We start from the raw sequence: 26,009 nt of genomic DNA on the forward strand, positions 1-26,009 counted from the left end.
GTACCCCTCTTCTTTCGAGTTTTTTGTAGAGCCTCCGGGCACGATTGGACGACGACATGTTGATCAACCAACCGCTGGGACCAAAGAAAGTCGTTGGGACCCCCATCCCGCGCCCGGATCGCAACGCCTCCGTACAGACGTACATCCCGGAGATCGCCAAGGGCCTGGCGATGACCATGGCCCACTTCTTCCGCAACACGAAGGAGATGGCGCTTGGTCAGCGGAACGACCCCACCATCGAGAGCATTTCGGACGGCATCAACTGCGTCAGCTACCCCGAGCAGCGCCGGCCCTACGCCGAGCGTTTCCGCGGGGTTCATCGCCTGACTCATCGCGCCGACGGTTCACCGCGCTGTGTGGCGTGTCTGTGCTGCTCGACGGCTTGCCCTGCGCAGTGCATCCACATCGAGCCGGCTGAGTACCCCGTTGGGGATTCTCGGCGCGGATATGAGCGCTTCCCCGCCCGCTTCGTCATCGACGAGCTGCGCTGCGTATTCTGCGGTTTTTGCGTGGAGGCTTGCCCCTGCGACGCGATCCGCATGGATACCGGAATCCACGCTGCGCCCTACGATTCTCGCGAGCAGTTCATCTTCGAGAAAGATCTCCTGATGAGCTTCAAGGGTCGTGACGGGAGTCAGCTGTCGGAGAACCCGCGGCATGAGCCTGGGGACCCCACGCACCCTGGCGTGACCCGCGAGCACGGCGGCCACTAAAATGCACCGATGAGCGCGTTCGAAGCCGTCATCGGGCTTGAGGTTCACGCCCAGCTTCTGACTCGCACCAAGCTGTTCTGCGGCTGTCCAAACCGCTTCGGCGCCGAGCCCAACACCCACGTGTGTCCGGTCTGCTTGGGGCTGCCCGGAAGCTTGCCGGCTATCAACGCTGAGGCTGTGCGGCTCGCGCTCCTGGCGGCCCTCGCGCTCGACTGCAGGGTGCAGCAAAAGAGTCAGTTCGCTCGCAAGCAGTACTTCTACCCAGACCTCCCCAAGGGCTACCAGATCAGCCAGTTCGAGGAGCCCTACTGCTTGAAGGGCAAGCTCAAGATCGAGGTGGATGGCGGTGAACGAGAGATCGGCATCACGCGTATCCACATGGAAGAGGACGCCGGGAAGAGCATGCACGGCGTTGGAGGAGACTCCCTCGTCGACCTCAACCGGGCGGGCACCCCGCTGATCGAGATCGTCAGTGAGCCCGAGCTGAGTTCCAGCGGCGAAGCCGCAGCGTATCTCCGGGAACTGAGGAACATCCTGATCTTCCTCGGGGTCAACGACGGCAACCTGGAAGAAGGCAGCTTCCGTTGCGATGCCAACGTGTCGATCCGACCCCGCGGCTCGCGCACCTTGGGCACGCGCACGGAGCTGAAGAACCTGAACTCATTCCGCTTCGTGCAACGCGCGATTGACGAAGAGATCGCGCGCCAAACTGCGGTCGTGTCGAGCGGCGGCAAGGTGACTCAAGAGACCCGCTCCTTCGATCCAGACACCAACACCACACGCTCTCTACGCTCGAAGGAAGAGAGCCACGACTACCGCTACTTCCCCGATCCGGATCTGCCGCCGCTGGTGCTCTCCGAGTCTCGAGTCAAGGAGGCGCGGGAGGCGTTGCCAGAGCTACCGCGGGCGCTTCGCGAGCGCTGGGTCCGCGACTTCAAGCTCAGCGAGCAGGCCGCTCAGACTCTGAGTTCACACCCAGCCTACGCCCGCTTCTTCGCGGAGTGTCTGGAGCTAGGCGGCGCTCCGGCCAAGCTCGCAAACTGGATCCTCACGGAAGTGCTGCGTGGAGTGACCCAGCGCGGTCTGGACGTCGAGTTCTTGGTCAGTCCGCAGCAAGTCACCGACACCCTCGCGCTGGTCGAGAGCGGTGAAATCAGCGGAAAGCAAGCCAAGGAGCTGCACGCAGCGCTGGAAGGCACCCAGAAGAGCGCCGCCGAGGTGGTCAGCGAGAAGGGCATGCGCCAGGTCTCGGACACTGGCGCGCTTCAAGGTATCGTCGACGCGGTGCTCGCCCGGAGCGAGAAGCAGGTCGAGCAGTATCGCTCTGGAAAGACCGGCGTGCTCGGCTTCTTCGTGGGCCAGGTCATGAAAGAGACTCGCGGCCAAGCCAACCCAAAGCTGGTCAGTGAGCTGCTGGAGAAGGCACTGAGCGGTGACGGCGATGAGTAGCGCGCTGGGCCGCGAGCTCTTGCCTCGTGAGCTGCTCAGCGGCTCGAGCTTCTCCGCCGTCGAGCTGAGCGACGACGACTCCCAGGTCATCCTGCTGGAGCAGCGCAACCTGCCCGCCGAAGAGCGCTACGTCGCTTTCAGTGATGCCCAATCCGTGGCGACCGCGATCCGCGACATGGTGGTGCGCGGCGCGCCAGCGATTGGGATCACCGCCGCGTACGGGCTGGTGCTCGCCGCGAAAGCGGCTGGTGTGGAGTTCCTTGGGGAAATGAAGCGCGCGTCCGAGGTGTTGGCCGCGTCGCGCCCCACCGCTGTGAACTTGTTCTGGGCGATCGAGCGCATGAACCGCGTCGCGTCGGAAGTTCAGTCCCTCTCGTCGCCGAGCCGCGTCGAGCGGCTGGCGGCGGAGGCGCGCGCCATCCATCGCGAGGATGTGGAGGCGTGTCGCCGCATGGGTGAACTTGGCGCGGCTCGCGTAGCGGACGGGGCAACGATCCTCACCCACTGCAACGCCGGCGCCCTAGCGACGGGTGGCTACGGCACGGCCCTCGGGCTGATTCGTGCGGCCCACGAGCAGGGCAAGCGGATCCGCGTGCTGGCAGACGAAACGCGTCCCTACTGGCAAGGATCGCGGCTCACGGCTTGGGAACTCCACCATGACGGGATCCCCGTGGAAGTGATCTGTGACAACGCCGCCGCGAGCTACTTCGGCCGTGGGGAGATCGACCTCGCCGTCGTGGGCGCCGATCGCATCGCTGCAAATGGGGACGTCGCGAACAAGATCGGCACCTATGGTGTGGCCTGCTTGGCGAGCTTTCATCAGCGGCCGCTGTACGTGGCGGCGCCCTGGTCGACCATCGATTTGCGCACTGCTTCGGGCAAAGACATCCCGATCGAGGCGCGGGATCGCACGGAGGTGACCGAAGCGGGCGGCCGCACGTTGGTGGCAAGGGACATCGGTGTCAGAAACCCCGCCTTCGACGTCACCCCCGCACGCTTGGTCAGCGCGATCTTCACTGAGCGCGGCGAGATCGACCCGGTAGACCAAGCGGGTATCGCTGCGCTGGCTTGACGCCGCGCTCTCTCCCCCAAACCCGCGCTCTCTCCCCCAAACCCGGGCTGCTCCAAACCCGACCACGGGTCGCGTGCTGGATTCGACAATGGGGTAGGGGAGCACTAGAGTCCCCTCGTGAGCGAGCTCCCGGAAAACCACAAGACCGTCGGCATCCGCGATCCGAAGCCCAACTGGCTCAAGGTGAAGGCGCCAGGAGGCGAGCGCTACACCAAGCTGAAGAAGACGCTGCGCGAACTCGATCTGTACACCGTCTGCGAGGAGGCACGCTGCCCGAATGTGGGTGAGTGCTGGGGCGCGGGTACCGCGACGGTGATGCTACTCGGGCATACTTGCACCCGCGGCTGTCGTTTCTGTGCGGTAACGACTGGCAACCCACGCGGCGCTTACGATCCGCGCGAGCCAGAGCACGTCGCACGGGCGATCAGCCAGCTCGAGCTGAAATACGTGGTCCTGACCATGGTCGACCGCGACGATCTGCTCGACGGTGGCGCGAGCCTGGTGGGGCAAACGGTGCGCGCGCTGCGGCGCTACTCGCCAGAGCTGCTCGTGGAGACGCTGGTTGGTGACTTCAACGGCCGCAAGCACGACATCGCTCACCTGGTGGAGTCGGGGCCTGATGTGTTCGCGCACAACATCGAGGTGTCGCGGCGTCTCACACCGCGCATTCGCGACGCGCGATGTAGCTACGATCAGAGCCTGGATGTGCTGCGTCACGCCAAAGCGTGCGCGCCCCAACGCATGACGAAGAGCTCGATCATGGTCGGAATCGGCGAGACCGACGAGGAGGTCGTCGAGACACTGCGCGATTTGCGCGACGCAGGAGTCGACGTCGTGACCCTCGGACAGTACCTGCGGCCAACTCCAAAGCATGCGCCAGTTGACCGCTACGTGGAGCCAGAGCGCTTTGCGGAATGGGAGCGCGTTGGGTTGGAGCTGGGCTTCTCGTACGTCGCCTCCGGCGCGCTGGTTCGCTCGAGCTACCACGCGGCAGAGGCGTTCATCGCCGCGCAGCTCAGGCCAGGCTCGACCATCGAACGCGGCAGCAGTGCGGAAAATGCAGGAGCTCCAGATTCGCCCACCGGATCTCTGAGCGGCGAGCCCCAGCTGATCAGCGCGAGTTCGCTGATTCGGCGTGACAACAGCCGCGCCTGAGGATTTGGCAGCGCTGAAGATCTGGCAGCGCTGAAGGTCTGGCAGCGCTGAAGGTCTGGCAGCGCTGCTGACCCGGCTGCCTCAAGTCTAAAGAATCCTCAATATGCGGCGTCTGCGCGCTGACTCCCGCGTGGCTTTCGGGTAGTCTCGCCCGCAGAGTCGACTATGAGCGTTGCAGATCAGAGCCTCCTGGACAAAGTCGCGGCCAAGCTGGGCCAAGCTCCCACCTACGCCGATTCCGACGCGGCCGGATCGATCCTGACCGTCGCTGCCGCTTCGTACGGCTCGCGCCCCCTTGGGGAGGAAGTGACGCAACCCACGGGCTTTGACCCGCAGGTCGCTGCGCTCTTCGAGGCGGTGGTGGAGAGCGCGTACCTCGTCGCTAACGCCGACGGCGAGTTTGACGAGACCGAGCAGGTGGCTTTCAAGCAGGTGGTGATCACCGCCTGCCGCAACCGCGTCGAGGCTCGCCAGGTGGAGGCGCTACTCGCTGATCTAGCGGATCAGCTGGAAGAGGACGGCATGGACAAGCGCGTGAAGATGGTCGCGCGCACCATCCAGAAGGAAGAGCATGCGCGGGAGGTCCTCCGCATCGCTTCCCTGCTCGCCCACGTGAGTGGCGGTGTCAGCGACGAAGAGCGGGACGTGCTGAAGAAGCTGGCAGGCGAGTTCAAGCTCGACGACGCTGCTCTCGAGCTCGCGCTGACTGAAGCCGAGCGGGTCCTCGCCGACTGAGGTCCACCACCACTCGTAGCGCCGCGATCACCCGCGGCGCCGCTGGAGTTGACGCTGCGCTCGTTCAGCGCGGCGAATTCGCCCGCGCCACTCCCGTCGAGTGAACGCTCTCAAGCAGTTCCGGACCACGCACGCGTCTACTGGTCGCGCGTCCGATCGTCGCAGGATAGTTCAAGTCTAAAGTAGTTCGCGTGTCCTCGTCGAAGCGCGTACCGCGGTGCGCGGTTGTCGGCACGCCGCATGTTTCCAAAGCGTGACCAACCGAGCGCATTGCGTGATGCGTCATCCTCCCTGAACGCGAACTCCTAGCGCGTCAGATCCCCTGCATTTGTAGTGGATCCGACGGCAGCTCGGTTGGGGGTGAGGAGCGCTGTCATGACCCGCGAGCGCTGGTGCGCTGCGTCACGCAAGAGAACCTTCTCGCAGCCGGATCCATGCGTGACAGCGCTCGATCCATTCGACTAAGGTCGCGCCGCTCGTCGCTCCAGGCCGACAGCGCCGCTACCCGAGCGCGAGCACGAGGAACATGATCGCTGCAGCAGTTACACGCACCGAAGAGGCGCCGAACGACACCATCGTTCGCGTGCTACGCGAGGACGGCAGCTTGGATCCTGCACATGATCCCAAGCTGGAAATCGACGAGGTCGTGCATCTCTATCGCCATATGGTGGAGACGAGGATCATCGACGAGCGGTTGGTGACCCTACAACGTCAGGGACGCATCGGCTTTCACATCGGTTCGCTTGGCGAGGAGGCGGCCATCATCGGCTCTGCCTTTGCCATGCGGCAACAGGACTGGCTTTTCCCCTGCTACCGAGAGTTCGGTGCCGCGCTGCTCCGGGGCTTCAAGCTCCAGCGCTTCATCGACAATATGTTCGGTAACGCGAACGACCCGGTGAAGGGTCGTCAGATGCCGGATCACTACACCTGCAAAGAGGCGCACTGGGGCAGCATCAGCTCGCCGATCGGCACCCAGATGACCCAGGCTGTGGGCTTCGCGTGGGGCGCCAAGATCGAGAAGAAGGCGCTCGCCACCCTCGTCTACTTTGGCGACGGCTCCACGAGCAGCAGCGAGTTTCACAACGCGATGAACTTCGCCGGTGTCTTCAAGACGCCCAGCATCTTCTTCTGTCGCAACAACGGCTGGGCCATCAGCGTGCCCGTCGAGCGTCAGACCGCTTCCCGCACTTTTGCGGAGAAGGGGGTCGCTTATGGGGTTCCGGGGGTGCGCGTCGATGGCAATGACCTGTTCGCCGTCATCGCAGTTACCCGGGACGCGATTCGCCGCTGCGAGGCAGGTGAGGGGCCAACCTTGATCGAGGCGCTTACCTACCGCATGGGCGGCCACTCGACGAGCGATGACCCGAACCGCTATCGGGCAGCCGACGAGGTGAAGCCTTGGGTCGACCGTGACCCGATCGAGCGCATTCGCCGCTACCTCGAGCGGAACAAGGCGTGGGACGACAATCTCGAAGAGGCGCTGCGCGAGGACGTCGACAAGCGTTTCCGTGAGGCAGTGACTGCTGCTGAGAGCACCGAACCCCCTTCGCTCGCGTCGATGTTCGAAGACGTCTACAAGAAGATGCCGTGGCATCTCGAGGAGCAGCGCGATGAGCTGCTCGCCGGCCCTCGCGCTCCCAAAGCCCACTAGTTCGGGTTCGACCTAGCTAAACGCGCTCCGCGCCCTTTTCTCTCTACGCCTCGGAGTCGCCCAAGAGTGCTCGAACAGCGCCGCGGCCTGGCGATTGCTCGAAGCCCCACTCGCGACCCGAAGCGCCCTCCCTGGAGTCCCCTGCAAATGCCTCAAATGAACATGGTTCAAGCCATCAACGACGCCCTACGGCTCGAGATGGCGCGCGACCCTCGGGTCGTCATCATGGGTGAAGATGTCGGTAAGGTCGGCGGCGTTTTTCGCGTCACCGCCGGCTTGTTCGACGAGTTTGGTGACGAGCGTGTGATCGACACGCCGCTCAGCGAAGGCGGCATCATCGGTGCGGCCGTCGGTATGGCCCTGTACGGCATGGTGCCGATCCCGGAGATTCAGTTCTCCGACTTCATCTTCCCGGCCTACGACCAGATCGTCTCCGAGCTGGCGAAGTACCGTTACCGTTCGGGCGGAGAGTATCCGTGCAACATGGTGATCCGCACGCCGGTTGGCGGCGGGATCCGCGGCGGGCACTACCACTCCCAGCACCCGGAGTCGCTGTTCATCCACGTCGCGGGCCTCAAGGTCGTCTGCCCGTCGAACCCCCACGACGCCAAGGGGCTCCTGCTCGCCTCGATTCGCGACCCGGACCCCGTGTTGTTCTTCGAACCCAAGCGCATCTACCGTGCGGCGAAAGGCGACGTCCCGGAGGGCGACTACACGGTTCCGCTAGGTAGCGCCGCCGTGACCCGCGAGGGGCGCCACGTCACGGTGCTTGCCTACGGAGCGATGCTCTACGAGTGCCTGGACGCTGCGGCTAAAGCAGCGGAGCAGGGCGTCGAGGCGGAAGTCATCGATCTGCGTACCCTCTGGCCGGTGGACATCGATACCATCATTGCCAGCGTCAAGAAGACGGGCCGCCTGGTTGTGGTCCACGAAGCACCAAAGACTGGCGGCTTCGCCGGGGAGCTGATTTCATTGGTGTGCGAGAAGGCCTTCTATCACTTGGAGGCTCCTCCCGCGCGGGTGACTGGCTTCGACACGCCGTTCCCCTACACGTTGGAGATGGAGTACCTGCCTCTGTCCCATCGCATCCTCCCCGCCTTGCTCAACACCGCAAAGGCCTGAGCACTGACCGAAGGCCGCGGCACCGCCCGGCTGATTGCGTCCGAGGACGCGAACAACCCACGAGTCAAAGACGAACCTCGCGCTGAGGCGCGCTAGCAAACACTTCGAGGCGAATATGGCGCTCTACGAGTTCAAGCTCCCCGACATTGGCGAAGGCGTAACGGAAGGCGAGATCGTCAACTGGCTCGTCGCCGTGGGCGATCAAGTCAAAGAAGACCAAGAGATGGTGGAGGTGATGACCGACAAGGCGACGGTCACCATCGGCTCACCCAAAGCCGGCAAGATCAGCGAGCTACGCGGCGCCGTGGGCGACGTGGTCCCCGTAGGCGCCGTCCTGGTCGTGTACGATCTGGACGGCGCCGGCTCCGGCGACAGTTCCCCCGCGGAAAAGGCACCGGCCAAGGCTGAAGGTTCCGAGGAGAAGAAGTCGGACGAAGGCCCCGTCGCTTCCGCCGTGGGCGACATCAAGGAGACGTTGCCGGGCATGGGAGGCTCCAAGCCGGCAGCATCGCCCGAGGCGGCGGCTCCCAAGGCTGCCGCGCCGGCTCAGGCGGCACCTGCCTCTGATTACTTCAACGAGCGGCCCCTCGCCGCACCTGCCACACGGAAACTCGCGCGCGAGAAGGGCATCGATCTGCGCAAGGTTCAGCCGACCGGGCCTGCCGGGCGGGTCACTCGCGAAGACGTCGAGCGCTTCGCTAGCGGAGGCGCAGCTGCTCCGGCCGGGGCGACGGCAGCCGCTGGGGCCGCAGCGCCCGGAGGAGCAGGCTCAGCTAGTGCGGCTCCCACGCCAGCGCGCGCGCCGATCTCGATCGCTCCAGTGCAGACCAACGATCCGCGGCTCGCCGACGAGCGCGTGCCGGTGCGCGGAGTGCGCAAGCGCATCTTCGAGAACATGGCCCGCTCGAAGCACACTGCGGCCCACTTCACCTATGTTGACGAGGTCGTCGCCGACGAGCTGATCGCATTGCGCAGCCGCCTCAAGCCGCTCGCAGAGCAGGCGGGCGTCAAGTTGACGTACTTGCCCTTCATCGTGAAGGCGTGCGTCTCTGCGCTGAAGAAGCATCCCGCGCTGAATTGCGTGTTCGATGAGTCGACCAACGAGATGGTGCTCCGAAAGGTCTACGATATCGGCATCGCTGCGGCGACCGACGCGGGCCTGATGGTTCCCGTGTTGCGCGGCGCCGACCGTCTAAGCATCCTCGAAATTGCGCGGGAGCTCGATCGCTTGGGGAACGACGCCCGCGCCGGCAAGCTCAAGCAAGAAGACTTCGGCGGTTCTTCGTTCACCATCACGAGCTTGGGCAAAGCCGGCGGCTTGTTCGCCACCCCCGTCATCAACTACCCCGAAGTCGCGATCCTCGGCGTGCACGAGATGAAGAAGAAGCCGGTGATCCGTGGGGAAGAGATCGTGATCGGTCACGAGATGCTGCTCAGCCTCTCCTTCGACCACCGCCTCATCGACGGTCACATCGGCGCGGCGTTCGCGGCCGACATCGTCGCCCTGCTGCAGAATCCCGATCGCCTGATGCTCGAGATGGGCTGAACGCCCAGACGCGCGCCCACCAGGCGCGAACAACGCCTCGTGAACAAGGCGGCTACAACCACCAACATTCAAGGGTGGTTGGGGGGGAGGGTGCGTCGTCGTTCCACTGACCCACGACGTTCGCGCGTTCCAACTGGCCTGCGCCGAAACCGGCGTCCGCCAAAACAGGCGTTCGTCGAGTCCCATCCTCAGCAGCCGCTCGAGTGCGTTCTGGAGCTCACCTGACTCGCGCCTGCCCTCCCGTCTTGCGGGCGCAGCACGCTCATCGCGCCATGAAACTGACCAATTCTGCCTGGAAACGCGCGCGGAAACTCCGAGTACACCGCTGAACAGTCACCGGGACAGTGCGTCGAGCAGGTGAGGGCGGTGAAATGGGCCGAAATCGCGTTGGAACGGTAACGTTCAGTAGCTGGTCCGAACCGCCAAGGTGGCCGCACTCCGCCCATCGGCCGATTCAACGGCCGATTCAAGGCAACAGAGCGGCCGATCCGACGGCCGCCTCAAGTAACAGAGCGGCCGATTTAACGGCCGCCTCCAGCAACAGAGCGGCCGATTCAACCGACCGTCGAGCCATCTGAAGCACACTTGTCTGAGGTGTGACGAGGTAAGGTGTCATCCTCCAAATCAGCGTCTTTCGTCTTTGGAATGCCCCGCGAACCCCATTGGATTCGCGAGCTTCCGTGATACGGTGTAGAGTTGTACCCCGAGGAGGATCCTGTTCGATGAAGCGCTTCTTGAAGGCCGCAACCTTGGCTTCCGTGATTGCTCTGTCCCTGAATGCCGGGGCGCAGTCAGATGCTCCGTCACCGGAGGATATCAAGGCTGCCGGCAAGGCATTCGATCAAGGCCGCAAACACTACAAGGACGGTGAGTTGGTTGAAGCTGCCGAGCAGTTTGAAGCTGCGGATCAGGCTGCTCCCAGCGCCACCGCGTTGATGCTCGCGCTACGCGCACGCAAGGAAGCTGGCCAGATGGATCGCGCGGCGACCCTGGCACGCCTGGCATTGGACCGGCACTCCGACGACGAAAAGCTGCGAAAGCTGGCGGAGGAAACGCTCGCGGAGACGCAGGGGAAGTTCTTCGAGCTAACGGTGAACTGCGACGAGCCGTGTACGTTGGTCGTGGGAACCCGTCTCGTGCACGGTAAGGCTGCCACAAAGCGCGTGCTCTACTTGAAGGAGACCAAGATCTCCGTGCGCGCCGGTTGGAGCAAAGAGCGCATCGAGACCCAGGACATCAAGGGTGCTGCTGGCGGCTCGGGCGAGCTGACGTTCAAGGCACCACCAATCCCCGTGGAAAAGCCGGAAACGCCAGCCGGCGGCACCGGGCCCGTCGACGATGGTGGTGGAGGGATTGGTGACAAGGGGACCGTCAAGGTCGAGCCTGGCAGCGGCATGTCCCCGGCTGTGTTCTGGGTGGGCGCTGGCCTTACATTGGTCGCGGGTGGCGTGACCGTGTGGAGCGGCCTCGACACTCAGAACAATCCTGGTCGTTCCAAGGTCAAAGAGGAATGCGCCGGGCAAGGCGAGGACTGCGCTCTCTACCAAGAGGGCTTGGACAAGCAGAAGCGCACCAACATCATGGCTGCGGTGACGGGTGGTGTCGGTCTGGTCACCATCGTTATCGGGGCCTTCTTCACCGATTGGAGCGGTGGGGAGACCGCGCGCACGCCGTCGCGCGTACAGAAGGCAAGCATTCAGCCCTGGCTTGGGGTCGGAAACGGCGCCACATTAGGGGCACTCGGCAGATTCTGAGGGAATCGTGGTTGCAGCGAAGCTCATAGACGTCGGTGAAGAAGGGGTCCAGCGGATCGACCGCTATGACCTGGTGGCTGAGATTGCGTCAGGCGGCATGGCGACCGTGTACCTGGCTCGGCTCGCCGGCGTGGGGGGATTTCAGCGCTTCGTCGCAATCAAGCGCCTCCATCCTCACCTCGCCAAGGAGAAAGAGTTCGTCGAGATGTTCCTCGACGAGGCTCGCCTTGCCGCAGGGATTCATCATCCAAACGTAGTGCCCATCCTCGAAGTGGGAGCCAGCGAACGCGGCTACTACCTCGTGATGGAGTACATCGAGGGCGATACGCTGGCGCGGTTACTCGCCCGTGCTGCGACCACCGCCGGGAAAATCCCGGCGGATATTGCGATTCGGATCCTGCTCGACATGCTACAAGGCTTGCATGCGGCGCACGAGCTGAAGGACGAGAAGGGGCAGGCTACCGAGCTAGTTCACCGGGACGTCTCTCCGCAGAACATCCTGGTGGGCATGGACGGGGTGAGTCGCATCACCGACTTTGGCGTGGCCCGTGCGGCCTCGCGGCTCTCAGCGACCCGTGTTGGCCAGCTGAAAGGCAAGATCGCCTACATGGCGCCGGAGCAGGCCGCCGGCGATACCCGAGTCGATCGTCGCGCGGACATCTTCTCCGCCGGTATCGTGCTGTGGGAGGTGCTTGCGTCGCGCCGTCTGTTCAAGGCGGAGAATGAGGCGGCGACTCTGTCGCGCGTCGTCAGCGAACCGATTCCGAACCTGCACGACCTCGCCCCGGATGTTCACCCGCAAATCAGCTTGGTGTGCATGAAGGCGCTCGAGCGGGATCCGGACAAGCGCTTCTCGACCTGTGCGCAGTTCGCAGACGTGCTTGAACGCGCTGCTGCAGCCGTCGGCAAGATCGCCGCTCCGCGAGAAGTTGCGGCCTACGTGCAAGAGGTCATCGGTACTGAGATCAGCCAGCAGCGAGACGCGGTTCGCGCCTGGCTCGCTCGCAGTGAACCCAGTCAGCTCGAACGGCCGAACTTCTCGTTGTCGACCGCCCCGCCTGCTATGGCTGGCGCCAGCTCTAGCGTTTCCGCTGGGAACATGGAGCTCTCTAGCGTCAACACGCAGTCGGGCCTGATCAGTCATCCTCAGCTCTCGCAGATCAGTCAGGTCTCGGAGGTTCACAACACCCGCCGCTCCAAGGCACCGCTCGTGATCGGTGGCGTGGCGTTGCTCCTGGCGTTGGGTGTTGGTGGCCTGGTGGCCGCGGGCAGCAACAAGGAAGAAGGCCCGGCGACTGCCGGCGCGCCCGAGGCTCCGAAGACCGAGGCTCCAGCGGCAGAGAAGCCTGCGGCTCCCGCTCCCAAAGAGGAACCAAAGGCGGAGCCCGCTAAAGCCCCGGAGGAGGCGAAGCCCCAGGCGTCAGCCGAAGCCAAGGCTGAGGAAAAGGACGACGAGAAGAAGGCGCAGCGCCCCGTGTACGGCGGCTCTTGGCGTCCGAAGGCGACGAAGCCAGAGAAGGTGGAAGAGCCGGCTCCTGCTCCCAAACCGACTGCGGCCCCCAAGCCAGACGTCGATTTGTCCAACCCCTACAAGTGACGCGCGCCCAGGCGTTTCGGCGCTGGTAGCCGCTTCCCGAGGCTCGGTCGAATTGTTCGCGCATCCGGGCACGAGATGTCGGCGGGGACTCGACGCACCTGGCGCTGTTGACAGGGGACCACCGGGACCCACCTTGACCCCCCATGAGCAAACCGGGTGTCGCTGCCGTGCTGTCCTTCATCGTTCCGGGCGTTGGGCAGATCTACAACGGCAAGTTCCTACGAGGCCTGTTTTGGCTGGTGGTCACTCCAGGGTTTTGGATTGGCTCCGGCGGGTTGCTCGGTTGGGTGTGTCATCTGATAGCGGCGTACACCGCGTATGCATGGGCAAAATCCCATCCGTAGCGGTGTGAGGCGGGGCCAGCGACGGCGCCATGACGCGCTGGGACGACGTTTGACAAGCGGGTGACCCGCTGCTAACTGTCCGCGCGCCTGGCAGCCTGTGGAACCTGATTGGTTTCCTAGGCTTAACCATTGTCCGGCTGCGTGCTTCGGCACGTGGCTTCCGCCGCCTCAACCTTGGGTTGAGCAACCATCGGGTGACGCTGTGGCCCTCAAGCGAGTCTGCATCTTCTCGGGAAACGCGAACCCTGATTTGGCGACGGAAATCGCCAAGCACCTCGACACTCAGTTGGGTGAGCTTAGGGTGTCCCGTTTCAGCGACGGCGAGACCTTCTGCGAGATCCGCGAGAACGTGCGCGGCCTCGACACCTACGTGGTGCAGCCGACGTGTTCACCGGTCAACGACAACCTGATGGAGTTGCTGATCATGTGCGATGCCCTGCGTCGTGCGTCGGCCGCTTCGATCACGGCGGTGATTCCGTACTACGGTTACGCGCGGCAAGATCGCAAAGTGGCGCCTCGTACTCCCATCACGTCGAAGCTCGTCGCTGACTTGATGGTTGCCGCGGGGATCCATCGTATCGTCTGCGTCGACCTGCACGCAGGTCAGATCCAGGGCTTTTTCAACATCCCGTTCGACCACCTGTACGCGCTGCCGGTGTTCCTCGAGGACTACCTCTCCCACCGCTATGGCAAGGACGCCGTCGTGGTGTCTCCCGATGCCGGCGGCGTGGAGCGTGCGCGCGCGTACAGCAAGCGGCTGGGTGCGTCGTTGGCCATCATCGACAAGCGCCGTGAACGCGCAAACGTCAGCGAAGTGATGCACATCATTGGCGACGTCGCCGATCGGGACTGCATCATCGTGGACGACATCTGCGACACCGCGGGCACGCTGTGCAATGCCGCCCGCGCGCTGAAAGACGGCGGAGCCAAGACCGTCGTCGCCGCGCTGACCCACGGTGTGCTCAGCGGACCTGCGGTCCAACGCATCGAAGATTCACCTCTCGAAGAGGTCGTCGTCTCCAACTCGATTCCTCCGAGTGATGAGGCGCGCGCTTCGAAGAAGATCAAATTCCTCTCTCTCGGAAAGCTGCTGGGCGAAGCGATCCGACGGATTCACAACAGTGACTCCGTCAGCTCTCTCTTCGTGTAGACACCGAGCGCTCGCAAGGCGACTGCCGCATCCGGCTTTCGTCTTGCATTACCGCGGGGATACTCTCCCTAGGAAAAGTAAAGAAGCAAGCAAATGGAACCGATTACAGTTAAGGCAAGTATCCGTAGTGACCGTGGTAAGGGCGCCGCCCGCCGCATGCGCCGCGCTGATCAAATCCCCGCCGTTGCGTACGGCAAGGAGCTGAAGCCGGTCGCTCTGGCCGTCTCGCCCAAGTCGCTCAAGGAAGCAATCCTCGGCAAGTTCGGGTTGAACTGCGTGATCAAGCTCGAGATCGAAGGTGGCGAGAGCTTCCACACGCTGGTGGCTGAGCACCAGTACCACCCCGTAAGCCGCGAGCTGCTGCACGCCGACTTCCTGCGCATCGACATGAGCAAGCCCGTCGACATCGACGTGCCGTTCGAGCTCAAGGGTCGCGCGAAGGGCGTCGTGCTCGGTGGTGAACTCCGTCAGGTTTACCGCAAGCTCCCCGTCACCTGCATGCCCGGGCAGATCCCCGAGAAGATCGTGCTGGACGTTAGCGACCTCGGCCTCGACGACAGCGTGTCGGTGAAGGGCTTGAGCCTGCCGGAGGGCGTGACCGTCCGTATGGGTGAGAACCGCACCGTCGCGGCCGTCGTTGCGGGTCGCAAAGCCAAGGCTGCAGAAGCCGAGGCTGAAGACGCCGCCAAGGCGTGATCCTCGTCGCCGGCCTGGGCAATCCAGGCGACCGCTACGAGCTTACGCGGCACAACATTGGCTTCCTGGTGGTCGACGCGCTTGCTGCGCGGTCGGCCACTACGGCCATTTGGCGCTCCCACTCCGACGGCGATCTGGCGCAAGTGGATGTGGCGGGCTCGCGACTATTGCTCCTCAAGCCGCAGACGTTCATGAACCACTCGGGGCGCTCGATACGCGGTGTCGCGAGCTACTTCAAGCTCGAGGTCGAGCAGGTGCTGGTGGTTCACGACGAGCTGGACCTGCCGTTCGGTCGGCTACGCATGAAGTTGGGTGGCGGAGACGCTGGTCACCGGGGCGTGCGCTCGACTGCAGCCGAAATGGGCTCGAAAGACTTCGCGAGGCTGCGCGTCGGAATTGGCCGTCCTCCCGTGATCTTTGAGGGGACGGTGGCGGATTATGTGCTACAAGCCTTCGCCCTGCCGGAGCGGGAAGAGCTACCCAGTGTGCTCGACCGCGCCGTTCAGGCGGTGACGTTGGTCGCAGAGCGAGGCCTCGCAGAAGCGATGAACATCACCAATCAGTGCTGAGAGGCACTGCTCCTTGCTCCTCGGCTGTCGCCCTCATCTCTCGTGGGCAGCAGGCCGATTCCCTCCGGGGCCGGCGTTCTCGTCGTCTTTGGGTGGAGCTGGGTCACCATCGGTGCCCCTGGGGGCCGAATCAGTCCGAGAGGAGACGACAACTCAATGGCAGCAATAGTGGCAACGGCGCCCAGCCGTGTGCGTGAATACGAAACCATCTACGTGATGCGGCCCGACGTGGCGCGTGACGCCGCAGAGCGCGTCTCGCAGCGCGTTCAGGAAGTGATGGAGCGCGAAGGCGCTCGCCTGTCCCTGGTCGAGACCTGGGGACGTCGCGCGTTGGCCTACAAGGTCAACAAGCACCGTCACGGCATCTACGTGTACCTGAAGTTCCTTGCTGGTGGCACCACGGTGTCCGAGCTCGAGCGTAACTTCCGTCTGCTCGACGAGGTCATCAAGTTCCAGACCATCGTGCTTGGTAACGTCGAGGGCGACGTCGAAATCAGCTCCGAGGCGGTCGCGTTCGAGGCCGTCGAGGGGATCCCCGCGGAAGAGGACGAGGCCCACTCGCTCGCACGCGAGCTTGGCCTGGAAGACCCGGAGCCCGGCTCTCGCTACGACCGTCGGAACGACGATGACGACTCCGATGACGATGATGACGACGAGTCTTCCGAGACCGAGGAAGAGGAGGAAGAGTGATGAGCACTGCACTCGATAGCGTTTCTGGCAAGGACCGCCTGGACCGTGACCCGCGCCGTGCGCGTCGTCGCGGCTGCCCCTTCTGTGGCGATGCGGCCCTGACCATCGACTACAAGGACCCCCAGTTCTTGAAGTACTTCATCACCGAGCGCGGCAAGATCGTGCCGCGCCGGGTGTCTGGAACCTGCGCCAAGCATCAGCGTGAGCTGACCGTGGCCATCAAGCGGGCCCGCAACATTGCGCTGCTGCCCTTCACCATGAACTCTTGAGGAGGTGTCCCATGGCGACAGCGATTCAAGTCGTCCTGCATCAGGACGTTGAAAACCTCGGAAACAGCGGTGACGTGGTCAAGGTCCGTCCCGGCTACGCTCGCAACTACCTCATTCCGCGCGGACTCGCCGTGGTGGCCAACAAGGCCAGCATCGCGCGCGTGGAAGACATCAAGAAGGCCGCCAAGGTCCGCGCCGCAAAGCAGCTGGAGGAGGCCCGAGAGGCCGCAACCAAGCTGGAGAACGTCGCGATCAAGCTGGAGCGTGCCGTCGGCGACGAGAACAAGATGTACGGTTCCGTCACTGGTAAGGACATCGAGGAGGCCTACGCAGCGCTAGGTCACCACTTCGACCGCAAGGACATCGAGCTTTCCGACCCGATCAAGACGCTCGGTCTGCATGACGTCCCGCTGCGCCTGCACCGCGAGGTGAAGGTGACGCTCAAGGTCGAGGTCATCAAGAAGTCGAGCTGAGCTTTCAGCTCATCCGCTTGCAGAAGGCCCCAGCGTTTCGACGCTGGGGCCTTTTCGCATGTGGATGCCGCGCCCCAGCGGCTGGTCGAGCGTAGGCCAAGGTCTCCGGTGTGCTCCGGATATTGCCGCGCGGTAATGGCGGGGCTCGTGGTCGGGTGACGATGGGCCTGCCTCTGTGGGTCTGTCAAGGGCTGCTTGGTAGCTGGCTGCTGTCATCCTGGGGATAACTGGTGGAGTGGATCGGGGTAAGCTCTGCATGTACGCTCGGAATGGCCGCAAGCGCAAAATCGCGGAGAGCGTGGCGTTCTTCGTCCTAGTCTAGGAACGGATCCCAGCGTACAACTTGGGGCGGCTGCAGTTAGCAGCCCGTAGCAATGCCCGTCACGGTGCTGCCGTTGCGGGTCGCTTTTCGACTCGGCGGTACCTCTCGTTACTCCTCGTTGTCGCGGCAAAGATTAAATTGACGTGCGGAAAATGACTCTCGGCTCCGCGTGCTCGTCGGTCGGGTGCGCGCGGGAGACCAAAGCTCGGGCGTGCTTCGGCGCCTCGAAGTGGTGGGGCTGAGGTTCCGGTAGGGCCAACACTAGGTGATGGATAGAGGCGGCAAGTGGTGAGCAACCGGAGTTGGAAAGAGCGAGAGAAGACCGACGCAGCGCGTGAGCTGCGTCCAGAGGCCGGCCGCGTACCGCCCCACGACCTGGACGCGGAGGCAGCCGTGCTCAGCGCGATCTTTCTCGAACCCGAGGCCTTCGATCGGGTGCAAGAGACGCTGAAGGCGGACCACTTCTACTCGGATGCCAATCGCCGCATCTTCGACTCCATCTTGCAGCTTCAGCAGGCTGGGCGCCCCGTGGACGTCGTGAGCGTCGCTGGTTACTTGCGCGACCGCGAGCGACTCCAACAAGTCGGTGGTACGCCGTATCTGGCGCAGCTCGCTGACGCCACGCCCGCGGTGGCTCACGTCGAGGCTCACGCAAAGACCATTCGAGAAAAGTGGCGACTCCGCCAGCTAATCGCGACGTGCCAGCGCTTCGCCGCCGAGGGTTACGGAGACTGCGGAGAGACCCAAGCGTTCATCGACAAAGCCGAGCAGTCGGTGTTCGACATCGCGCGTGTCCCCGAAGGCTCGAGCATCGTGCCGGTCAAGGACGCCATCAACAAGGCGTTCGAGATCATGAGCGAGGCCGCGAAGCGCGGCGGACGCACTACGGGGATCGAGACCGGCTTCTTCTCCGTCGACGGCAAGACCAGCGGTCTCCACCCCGGCGACTTGTACATCGTCGCCGGGCGCCCCGGCATGGGAAAGACATCGTACGTCTTGAATATCGCGGCCAACGTCGCCGCACCCCGCGCGGGTATGGACGCGGAGGGGCAGCCCATCGAACAGCCTGGCCACGGGGTCGCATTTTTCTCCCTGGAAATGCCGCGAGAGCAGCTGGCCTCTCGTGTCCTCGCGATTGAGGCTCGGGTCGATGTCTCTCGGCTACGCTCGGGCAATATGCGGCCCGACGACTGGAATCGCCTAACGGACGCGGCGGCGCGCCTGGGTCGTCTACCGCTCTGGCTGGACGATACGCCAGGCCTGACGCTGCTCGACTTGCGTGCGAAGGTGCGCCGTCTACAGGCGGAGATTTCGCGCGGAGAATCAGCGACTGGTACCGACAAGCTCGGCCTGGTGATCATCGACTACCTCCAGCTGATGCAGGGTCGAGCCGGGGTGCAGAGCCGCGAGCAGGAAATCAGCGAACTCTCCCGTGGGCTGAAGGGCTTGGCAAAGGAGATGGGCGTGCCCGTGATGGCGCTCAGCCAGCTGAACCGCTCCGTCGAGACTCGCGCGGCGAAGGACAAGCGTCCCCAGCTCAGCGACTTGCGTGAGTCAGGCGCCATCGAGCAGGACGCCGACGCCATCTTCTTCATCTACCGCGACGAGTACTACTTCAAGGACAGCCCGGATCAGGGCATCGCGGAGATCATCATCGCCAAGCAACGAAACGGCCCTACGGGTACCTGTAAGGTGCGTTTCCAGTCGGAATTTACCCGTTTCGACAACCTCGCGCCGGACGAGTACGAGTTCAACGAGTACGACGACTTCCAGGAGTTCGACGCTGCTGGCGCGGACCCCGGCGGTCCCTGATTCGCGTCGGCTGTTTTTTGGGGGGAGGGGGTGCGCTGGACCTGGCGCTGTCCCCCGTCTGGCCCGCGTTCCGACTACAGCAGCAGCTTTTCAGCGAGTTCGTACAAAAGGTCGTCTAGGCCCTCGTGAGTCGCGGCGCTGATCAGTCGGAGCTCCACACCGATGTCGGCGAACTGGGCCTTGAGCGCCGGGTAGGCTTCGCGTACGTCGGGGAGGTCGGCCTTGGTGAGGGCGACGACTTCGGGGCGGCGGAGAAGCTCTTGTTTGGCGGTGTCGCTAGCGAAGTGAGTCAGTTCCTCGCGGATCACGTGGTAGTCCTTGACCGGGTCGCGATCGGTGTCTTCGTCCAGCGTGACCAAGTGCAGCAGTACGCGTGTGCGTTCGATGTGCCGTAGGAAGCGCGTCCCGAGCCCGGCGCCCTGGCTTGCCCCGGGGATGAGCCCAGGGATGTCCGCCACCACGAAGCTACGCCCGAGGCCCGTTGTGCGATCGCCGATCGTCGCGACACCTAGCTGAGGGGTGAGCGTGGTGAACGGGTAGTCAGCGACCTTGGGCCGCGCGCGACTTACCGCACGGATAAAGGTGCTCTTGCCGACGTTCGGGAAGCCCAAGAGGCCGACGTCGGCCATCACCTTCAGCTCGAGGCGCAGGTTCTTGTGCTCACCCTTGCCACCAGGCTCGGCGCGGCGCGGCGCGCGGTCGACCGGAGTCGCGAAGTGCTTGTTGCCCCGACCGCCTTTGCCACCCTTGGCGATGATCTGCCGTTCGCCGTGGCTGATCAGCTCGGTGAGCTTCTCGCCGGAATCCTGGTCGTAGACGATGGTGCCGATGGGCACGCGCACGTCCCGGTCGTTGCCTGCTCGGCCGTACTTGTCCTTGCCGCTGCCGTTCTGCCCCGGCTCGGCGCGCACCTTGTGCAGGTGCAGGAGCTCTTGCAGGGTGCTCAGCCCTTCGTCCGCCACGAGCACGATGTCCCCGCCACGACCGCCGTCGCCGCCCGCCGGTCCACCGAACGGCACGAACTTTTCGCGGCGGAATGCGATTGCTCCGTCGCCACCATCACCAGCCTCAACATCCAGGCTGCACTCGTCGATGAAGTGCATAGGCGGCGGAGGGTAGCTACGGGATCTGGTCTAGGCACGGTGTTTTCGTTCGGAATATGCGGCGCCGATGCGGTTTTTGGCCCCTTGGCGCCGTGGAATGGCCACGCCCCGGGCCAAGCGCGCCTCACCCCCCGGAAATCCGCGTACGGCTGCTGGCCCGGCGCGTTCCGGGCGAGCTCGAACGCAGGGCGCTTTTTGGGAAAGGGCGATGTGGGGAACGCGGCGCGTTGGTAGCGCGGGATCAACGCTGGTTCGTTGCCGCTCCGCCCGGGCCGGCGGCAGTCGGCGCCCGGAGCGACGCGTGGTAAGGCCAGAGCTGCCTATGAGCGATCACGGATCTGGCGCGAGCGACGCCGACGTCGAACCGGTGGTGCATGCCTCAGCTGCTGCGGGCGAGCGCATCGCGGTGGTGGTGAACGGCAACGCGAAGAGCGTCAACGACGAGGTGATTTCCACCCTGGATCAAATCCTCAAGGGGGGCGACCTGTTCGTCTCCCGGCGCCTGGAGGAAGGTCAAGAGATCGCGCGCACGCTCGTGAGCCGGGGCTACGGCACGGTGCTGACCGGAGGTGGTGACGGCACCTTCACCGTGATGGTGACCGAGGTGGTGCGCGAGGCGCGGCGGCAGGGCAAGCCGCTGCCTCGTTTTGGTTTGCTCAAGCTAGGCACCGGCAACGCGCTCGCGTGGGTGGTCGGGGCGAGCAAGGCGCGGCGCAAGGGCAAGGGGTTGAGTGTCGACATCCAGCGTCTCCGCGAGGATGCAGGGAGCCGCACGATTCGGCTCGTTGAAGTCGAGGACACCATCGCTCCGTTCGCTGGCTTTGGCGTGGACGCAGTGGTGCTGGCGGACTACGCCCACGTGAAGCAGCGCTTGTCCAAGACGCCCCTCAAGCCCATCGCCTCCGGGCCGCTGAGCTACGCGATCGGCTCCGTGACGCGCTCCATCCCAAGCTACTTTATCCGCAAGGTACCGCACTGCCGGGTGATCAACCTGGGCGAGGAAGCGTGGCGTGTCGGCCCGCGAGGGCGACTGATGCAGCCTGGCTTTGGCAAGGGCGACGTGCTCTACGAAGGCCCTGCGCGGGTGGCCAGCGTCGGGACGATCCCGTACTTCGGCTTTGGCTTCCGCTTCTTTCCCTTCGCGGAGGAGCGCTCCGACCGCATGCATCTCAGGGTGAGCTGCATCAACCCGGTCGACTTCGTGACGAACTTCCCGGCGATTTGGCGGGGCGAGTACGAGGACCCCGACTCGACGTTCGACTACTTGGTCGACCAGATCGCGATCGAGATGGACCCGCCCACCGCCTTCCAGATCGGAGGGGATCCCCACGGAGAACGTCAGCGCGTGGAAATGCGACTCAGCCCAACTCCGATCCAGCTCGTGGACTTTTACGCCCCACCGAGCGCGAGCTAGGCGCACGCTTCTCAAGCGTGGTTGCGGGGGCTACGCTGTGGCTCGTGCGACTCCGATGGTTTGGCCTAGCGCTCAGCCTCTTTTGGTCTGGTTCCAGCAACGCGGCTGGCACTGACAACTCGACTGGCAGTGAAATCGTGCCGACGGTGAGCGCGCGTTGCCAACGCGTCGCAGCACCCGGTCGCGTGCTCTGCGAAGTGGAGACGGAGCTGCCGTCGGGCAAGCTCGAGTGGGGAGACGCGGTGGTGGTGAGCACTCCGGAGTTCGCCAAGCCGCTGCGCGCCCGAGTTGGACCGAACGAAGCCAGCGCACGCACCCCTCGACGTCTGCGGCTGCCTGTGGCACTCGTCGCGACTGCGACCGGCGATGGCATGGTCGTGTTCGGGGCTCGCGGCGTTGCTTGTAGTGACGCTGGGCACTGCGAAGCCTTCCGGATCGAGAGTCGAGCAGAGCTACACGTGGGACCCGAGAACCCAGCGGGCACCGGCGGCTAGCTTTCTGCGCATCACCCGCAACACCGAAGATGGATTGATGGCGGAACGCAAACGCATGCGCATGGCTGAGCTGGCCAAGGTCAGCGGTGTCTCGCGCGAGACGATTCACTACTACCTGCGAGAGGGTCTGTTGCCGCGGCCGGTCAAGGGCGGCAAGACGGTGGCCTACTACGACGAGAGTCACCTTGAGCGCCTGACGTTGATCCGACGTTTACGTGAGGAAAAGTACCTGCCGCTGGCGGTTATCCGACGCATCGTGGAAGCCGGACCTGAAGGGCCGACGGATCGCGACGTCGATACCTTGAGCGATGTGCTCTCCATCGATCCCACCTTTCGCCGCAGTCTGGCGGAGCTCGCCACGCCGGACTCCGAGTCGGAGCGCGTTGCGCTCGAGCTCGGTTTGTTGGGGGAGAGCGTGACGCAAGTCTCCAAGAACGACCCCACCGAGCAACGGGTGCTCGCTTCGGTCGCTCAGGCGTTGAGCCTCGAGGGCGACGCGCGGCAGCTCACCCTGGATGACATGCGTGCCTGCGCTCAAGAACTCAGTCGCCTGGTCGACGTGGAAGCCGGCTTGTTCTTCGATCTGGTGATCCGACGAGGGGATATGCCGAGCTCCATCGCCGCGCTGCGAAGTGGCCGCGCAGCGGTCGCGCGCTTCATCACGGCGTATCGCGACTTGATGTTGCGGCGAGTTGTCGACGACGTGCTCTCAGCCATCAATCAGGGCACTCGGGACCTGGAGCAGCTCGACTACCTCGAGCTGTCCGAAGGCGAGATGACGCGGCTAGGAGCGCCGCTCCAGCGCAAGGAGTTTCAGCAGCGCGCCCTGGCTGGTGATGCTGCCGCGGCCAACGATCTGGTGTGGCACCTGTTTGTGCTTGGGACTGCTGACGACTTGTCTGGGTTGTCCCCCAAGGTGCTTGAGTTGTTGCGACCCCGCGCGCGCTTTCTAGTGGCCGCGGCGCGCGCCGAGCACGATCCGATTGCGGAGCGAGACGCGCTCGCAGCGCAGCTCGACAAGAGCGGTTCCTTTTCCCTGGGGCAAGTCTTGGTGGCTCAGATCCGTCTCGCAAGCTTTGCCCGGGAGAAGCGCAGCGACCAGGGCTTCCTGGAGCTCGCGGTGCCGGTGCTCCACGACCTGGCGTGCGCGACGCCGGATCAAGATGCGGACCCGCTGGCGAGCGCGTGCGCTTTCCATCGCCGAGGACTCATCCGGCTCGCGTTGCCGCGGGTGCTCGGTCGTCATGGTCGGGCGCTGGAAGATCTGGAGCGCGCCCTCGGCGTGGTGCTCGCCGCGCCGGGGCGCATCAGCGCAGCAAGCCGCGCGCGCCTGGAGGGCAACATCCGCTTGTCGCTCGGCCGCCTGCTGCTCGAGATGAACCGCAACGCCCACGCTGGAGAGCACCTGGAACGCGCCCGCGCGATTGATCCCAGTGGCCCCATTGGCGTCAGCGCCAAGAAGGAACAGCGGCGGATCGCTCGCCGCTGAAGGGCGCGTTTCTTGGCCCGGCCGCCGGAGCTCTGATAGCGGGAGCCGATGCAGCTTCCGGGGCGCCTCGACGTGACGACCCTGGGCGACGTCTTAGGAGCCCTGTATCGCGAGCGTGCGACTGGCGTCCTCGAGCTGCTGGAGCGTGGTACGAACCATCCAGGGCGCCCTCATCGGCTGTTCATCGAGCGGGGGCTGGTGCGCGACGTGGACTCTGCCCTGAGCGTCACGAAGCTCGGTGAGCTGCTTTGGAAGGAAGGCTTCCTCGACACCGGCACCTGGCACAAGCTCGGACGTGAGCTCTTGTTCAAGCCGACCGCGCGGGTTGGAGAGCTGCTCACGGAGCGCCGCTGGGCAAGCCCCGACGTGGTGCGCGCGGCGCTGCGCCACCAGCTCAGGCGGCGCTTGGATGCGGTGTTTCGGCTGGAGCAGGCGGATGTGCGGTTTCATGTGGCGCAGCCTCGGCGGGACGCCGAGAGCCCGCCTTTGTCGCCTGAGGAGTTCCTGCACGGGCGGCCGCGCGCACGCTCCCAGCGCGCCTCTCCCCCCCAAAATCCTCAAGGAAACGCCTCAGGGCCTGGCGCTCAGCGCCCCAGGACGAACCCAAAAGCATCTCACGCTGGGCCACGGCGGCAAAATCAGGCTAATCAAACCGGTGTGAAGCAACGCAAGGACCCGGTGCGCCAGCAGGCGCTCGCGACCCTCGGGCTGGGTGAGGGTGCAGACCGCGCCGCGGTCCAACGGGCGTTCCGCAAGCTGGCGCGTGAGGTGCATCCCGATCGACACCCGGGTGCTGACGCGGACAAGCGGGAGCAGCTCCTGCGGAGCTTCGTGAAGCTCTCGGCGGCGTATCACGCACTTGTTGGCTGAGGCGGCAGTTCGGCTGAGGCGCTGGTTCCTCGGGCTATTGCGGAGTGAGTGCTGAGAGCAACCGCTCGACGCCGATCAGGTCTCGCAGCAGGTGGTCAGGCTCTGCCTCACGGAGACGCGCCTCGTCGGCGATGCCGCCGAGCACCCCGACGCTGATCGCGCCTGCCGCCTTCGCGGCGAGCACGTCTTGAGGACCGTCCCCAACGAAAACAAGTTGCCCTGGGGAAACGGATAGCTGCTCCGCGAGCGCGAGGATGGGCGCGGGATCCGGCTTCTTTTCCGGTAAGTCGCCGCCGCAAACCAGGCCGCTCAGGTGGCGCTCCACGTCGAGAGCCTGGAGGAGGGCGAGCGTGGCTTTGCGTGGCTTGTTCGTGCAGATCCCAAGCGGAACGCCGAGCCGCTCGCCTAGCGCGAGGGCGGCCTCGGCGCCGGGCATCCAGCGGTTGTGGCGTGCCGGCGCCTGCGCGTAGTGTTCCTGGAAGCGCTCCACCAACTGCGGGAGGCGGGGTTCGTCGTGCTGCCAGCCGAGGGCGCGAGCCAAGAGCAGCGTGGCACCATCGCCGATGAAGCCTCGAGCCGCCCTGGAGTCGACTTCAGGCTTGCCCAGCTCCCTCAGGCACGCGTTCAGTGCCGCGCGGATATCCTCGAGGGAGTCGACCAGGGTGCCGTCGAGGTCGAACCCGAGGGCGAGAGTAGGGGAAGCTGTCACGAGTTCGCGCCAGCGGGCTCACTTGCCGCGGCTGGTCCAGGCCATGTGTCCCACCCAGAACGGCCCCATCTGCGAGATGTACTGGGAGGTTTGCTTCGTCTTGCGCATGGATTGCACGACGTGGCTCAGCGGATACAGGTTCTCGCCGATCAAGCCGATCAAGAACTCGTTGTCCTTGTAGTCGAGGCCGTGGCAAGCGAGGCGCACGTCGTGGGCGAGGTTCTTCTCGCCGTAGGCGCGGCCAATCAACGCGTGCTCATGCAAGATGCCGCCTTTCTCGCGGCCCTCGAGCTGTTCGAAGGCGCCGCTGCGTCGCAGCGGGTACCAGACCGCCCACGGCCAATCGGGGTTGGTTACCGTCTCGATGGGACGGTTGATGAGCCAGAAGGGGAGGTCTTGCTCGAAGCCCGAGCTGTAGCTACGCCCGATCATGGTGAAGTCCGGGCAGAGCTCCAGGCTGTCGTTCTTGTCGTCGCACAGTGCGTCGCGCAAGGTGGTCGCGAAGAACTCTGGATCTTCGCTCCACGTCAGCAGCCCAATTCCGCGCGGATTGTTGACATCCTTGTAGATGGTGCCCGCGGCGTCACGCTTCTTCAGCGTCTTGCCCAGGCGTCGGATGGCGTCCTCGGGGTGAGTCTCGCGCTCGACGTTGAACACCAACAGCTGCATGAACAGGCGGCGATCCATGTACTGACGCTCGCCGTCCTTCTCCGCGCCTTTCTCTCGTACGTCGATTTCCGGGAGGCTGGGACGCCCCGCGCCGTGTTCGCTCATGGCACTGCCATACAACGGGCTCCGCAGGCTGCCAAAG

25 protein-coding genes are annotated in these 26,009 nt (G+C 64.5%); 22 read left to right on the forward strand and 3 right to left on the reverse strand.

Features of this window, described 5'->3' with window-relative positions; translation table 11 throughout:
• Window positions 1-56 precede the first annotated feature (56 nt).
• The 18 genes from H6718_12825 to dnaB all read left to right on the forward strand — a co-directional run bounded on the left by H6718_12825 (window position 57) and on the right by dnaB (window position 19,119).
• Window positions 57-713 carry an NADH-quinone oxidoreductase subunit I gene (locus tag H6718_12825; GenBank protein MCB9586279.1) on the forward strand — a complete coding sequence of 219 codons (657 nt, stop codon included), beginning with the start codon at window positions 57-59 and terminating at the stop codon, window positions 711-713.
• A gap of 9 nt (window positions 714-722) precedes the next feature.
• The gene (gatB, locus tag H6718_12830) at window positions 723-2,162 is read left to right on the forward strand and encodes an Asp-tRNA(Asn)/Glu-tRNA(Gln) amidotransferase subunit GatB (GenBank protein ID MCB9586280.1); all 1,440 of its coding nucleotides are present in this window, start codon (window positions 723-725) and stop codon (window positions 2,160-2,162) included.
• Window positions 2,155-3,234, forward strand: a complete 1,080-nt coding sequence (gene mtnA / locus H6718_12835; protein MCB9586281.1) for an S-methyl-5-thioribose-1-phosphate isomerase — start codon at window positions 2,155-2,157, stop codon at window positions 3,232-3,234. The genes gatB and mtnA overlap by 8 nt, the downstream gene beginning before the upstream one ends.
• Window positions 3,235-3,387: 153 nt before the next feature.
• Window positions 3,388-4,389, forward strand: coding sequence for a lipoyl synthase (gene lipA, locus H6718_12840; GenBank protein ID MCB9586282.1), 1,002 nt, complete (start codon window positions 3,388-3,390; stop codon window positions 4,387-4,389).
• Window positions 4,390-4,554: 165 nt separating this feature from the next.
• Window positions 4,555-5,124 (forward strand): tellurite resistance TerB family protein, encoded by a 570-nt coding sequence (locus H6718_12845; GenBank protein MCB9586283.1) that lies wholly within the window; start codon window positions 4,555-4,557, stop codon window positions 5,122-5,124.
• A gap of 526 nt (window positions 5,125-5,650) precedes the next feature.
• The gene (gene pdhA / locus H6718_12850) at window positions 5,651-6,775 is read left to right on the forward strand and encodes a pyruvate dehydrogenase (acetyl-transferring) E1 component subunit alpha (GenBank protein MCB9586284.1); all 1,125 of its coding nucleotides are present in this window, start codon (window positions 5,651-5,653) and stop codon (window positions 6,773-6,775) included.
• A gap of 147 nt (window positions 6,776-6,922) precedes the next feature.
• Complete coding sequence (locus H6718_12855) at window positions 6,923-7,897, forward strand: alpha-ketoacid dehydrogenase subunit beta (GenBank protein ID MCB9586285.1); 975 nt, start codon at window positions 6,923-6,925, stop codon at window positions 7,895-7,897.
• A 115-nt stretch (window positions 7,898-8,012) separates the two neighbouring features.
• Window positions 8,013-9,443, forward strand: coding sequence for a 2-oxo acid dehydrogenase subunit E2 (locus tag H6718_12860; protein ID MCB9586286.1), 1,431 nt, complete (start codon window positions 8,013-8,015; stop codon window positions 9,441-9,443).
• A 722-nt stretch (window positions 9,444-10,165) separates the two neighbouring features.
• Window positions 10,166-11,197, forward strand: coding sequence for a tetratricopeptide repeat protein (locus tag H6718_12865; GenBank protein ID MCB9586287.1), 1,032 nt, complete (start codon window positions 10,166-10,168; stop codon window positions 11,195-11,197).
• Window positions 11,198-11,204: 7 nt separating this feature from the next.
• Window positions 11,205-12,794 carry a serine/threonine protein kinase gene (locus H6718_12870; GenBank protein ID MCB9586288.1) on the forward strand — a complete coding sequence of 530 codons (1,590 nt, stop codon included), beginning with the start codon at window positions 11,205-11,207 and terminating at the stop codon, window positions 12,792-12,794.
• Window positions 12,795-12,937: 143 nt separating this feature from the next.
• Complete coding sequence (locus tag H6718_12875; protein MCB9586289.1) at window positions 12,938-13,138, forward strand: hypothetical protein; 201 nt, start codon at window positions 12,938-12,940, stop codon at window positions 13,136-13,138.
• A 202-nt stretch (window positions 13,139-13,340) separates the two neighbouring features.
• Entirely contained in the window at window positions 13,341-14,288 is a 948-nt protein-coding gene (locus H6718_12880) for a ribose-phosphate pyrophosphokinase (GenBank protein MCB9586290.1), read from the forward strand.
• A 93-nt stretch (window positions 14,289-14,381) separates the two neighbouring features.
• Complete coding sequence (locus H6718_12885; GenBank protein ID MCB9586291.1) at window positions 14,382-14,984, forward strand: 50S ribosomal protein L25; 603 nt, start codon at window positions 14,382-14,384, stop codon at window positions 14,982-14,984.
• Window positions 14,981-15,553: an aminoacyl-tRNA hydrolase gene (locus H6718_12890; GenBank protein MCB9586292.1), complete on the forward strand. Its 573-nt coding sequence runs from the start codon at window positions 14,981-14,983 to the stop codon at window positions 15,551-15,553. Before H6718_12885 ends, H6718_12890 begins: the two co-directional genes overlap by 4 nt.
• Before the next feature lie 156 nt (window positions 15,554-15,709).
• Window positions 15,710-16,243, forward strand: a complete 534-nt coding sequence (gene rpsF, locus H6718_12895) for a 30S ribosomal protein S6 (GenBank protein MCB9586293.1) — start codon at window positions 15,710-15,712, stop codon at window positions 16,241-16,243.
• On the forward strand, window positions 16,243-16,512 hold the full coding sequence (locus H6718_12900; protein MCB9586294.1) for a 30S ribosomal protein S18: 270 nt from the start codon (window positions 16,243-16,245) through the stop codon (window positions 16,510-16,512). The genes rpsF and H6718_12900 overlap by 1 nt, the downstream gene beginning before the upstream one ends.
• Before the next feature lie 11 nt (window positions 16,513-16,523).
• A complete protein-coding gene (locus tag H6718_12905; GenBank protein MCB9586295.1) occupies window positions 16,524-16,985 on the forward strand; it encodes a 50S ribosomal protein L9 in 462 nt (153 codons plus the stop codon).
• Window positions 16,986-17,646: 661 nt separating this feature from the next.
• Entirely contained in the window at window positions 17,647-19,119 is a 1,473-nt protein-coding gene (gene dnaB / locus H6718_12910; GenBank protein MCB9586296.1) for a replicative DNA helicase, read from the forward strand.
• A 74-nt stretch (window positions 19,120-19,193) separates the two neighbouring features.
• Here the strand turns inward: dnaB and obgE are convergent, their stop codons facing one another.
• Complete coding sequence (obgE, locus tag H6718_12915; protein MCB9586297.1) at window positions 19,194-20,222, reverse strand: GTPase ObgE; 1,029 nt, start codon at window positions 20,220-20,222, stop codon at window positions 19,194-19,196.
• A 406-nt stretch (window positions 20,223-20,628) separates the two neighbouring features.
• On the opposite strand from obgE, the gene H6718_12920 reads away from it, so the two are divergent.
• Genes H6718_12920 through H6718_12935 form a run of 4 tightly spaced genes read left to right on the forward strand, consistent with a single transcriptional unit; the run spans window position 20,629 to window position 24,489 of the window.
• The gene (locus tag H6718_12920) at window positions 20,629-21,636 is read left to right on the forward strand and encodes a hypothetical protein (protein MCB9586298.1); all 1,008 of its coding nucleotides are present in this window, start codon (window positions 20,629-20,631) and stop codon (window positions 21,634-21,636) included.
• Window positions 21,637-21,680: 44 nt separating this feature from the next.
• Window positions 21,681-22,130 carry a hypothetical protein gene (locus H6718_12925; protein ID MCB9586299.1) on the forward strand — a complete coding sequence of 150 codons (450 nt, stop codon included), beginning with the start codon at window positions 21,681-21,683 and terminating at the stop codon, window positions 22,128-22,130.
• 37 nt (window positions 22,131-22,167) lie between these two features.
• Window positions 22,168-23,619 (forward strand): MerR family transcriptional regulator, encoded by a 1,452-nt coding sequence (locus tag H6718_12930; protein ID MCB9586300.1) that lies wholly within the window; start codon window positions 22,168-22,170, stop codon window positions 23,617-23,619.
• Window positions 23,620-23,667: 48 nt separating this feature from the next.
• Entirely contained in the window at window positions 23,668-24,489 is an 822-nt protein-coding gene (locus tag H6718_12935) for a J domain-containing protein (GenBank protein MCB9586301.1), read from the forward strand.
• A 34-nt stretch (window positions 24,490-24,523) separates the two neighbouring features.
• On the opposite strand, the gene H6718_12940 is transcribed toward H6718_12935, so the two are convergent.
• Both H6718_12940 and H6718_12945 read right to left on the reverse strand, forming a co-directional pair.
• On the reverse strand, window positions 24,524-25,198 hold the full coding sequence (locus H6718_12940) for an HAD-IA family hydrolase (protein MCB9586302.1): 675 nt from the start codon (window positions 25,196-25,198) through the stop codon (window positions 24,524-24,526).
• A gap of 18 nt (window positions 25,199-25,216) precedes the next feature.
• On the reverse strand, window positions 25,217-25,972 hold the full coding sequence (locus H6718_12945; protein ID MCB9586303.1) for a chlorite dismutase family protein: 756 nt from the start codon (window positions 25,970-25,972) through the stop codon (window positions 25,217-25,219).
• Between the last annotated feature and the right edge of the window lie 37 nt (window positions 25,973-26,009).

The sequence above is a fragment of the Polyangiaceae bacterium genome (assembly GCA_020633205.1).
In the GTDB taxonomy this organism is placed as follows: domain Bacteria; phylum Myxococcota_A; class Polyangia; order Polyangiales; family Polyangiaceae; genus JAHBVY01.